Here is a 280-nt window from a genome sequence, read left to right on the forward strand (position 1 = left end):
CCCGGCGTTCATGTTGTACGTATGGTTGATCACACCGTCCGTACCGATACCGAAGAGCTCGATGGCGTTGGTGGCGGCGTTGAACACCGCGGTCGGACTACTGCCGGAGCGAAAGGCCGGCCCGAGAGTCGCCCAGCCGCTCCACTGCCCCCCGTTGAACAGGTAATTGTGGGAGATGACACCGTCCGTCCCGGTCGCGAACACCTCGGTGACCTTGTTCACCGGGTTGTACACCGCACTCGCACTACCCGTGAACCGGAACGACGGGTCCAGCGTGCTC

At 63.2% G+C, this 280-nt stretch carries 1 pseudogene; it reads right to left on the bottom strand.

The features are described from left to right. Positions 1-234 (bottom strand): annotated as a pseudogene (locus IF01_RS0140995) (hypothetical protein); the annotation flags it as partial. Positions 235-280 lie beyond the last annotated feature (46 nt).

It is taken from the genome of Kitasatospora purpeofusca, assembly GCF_000718025.1.
GTDB lineage: Bacteria > Actinomycetota > Actinomycetes > Streptomycetales > Streptomycetaceae > Kitasatospora > Kitasatospora purpeofusca.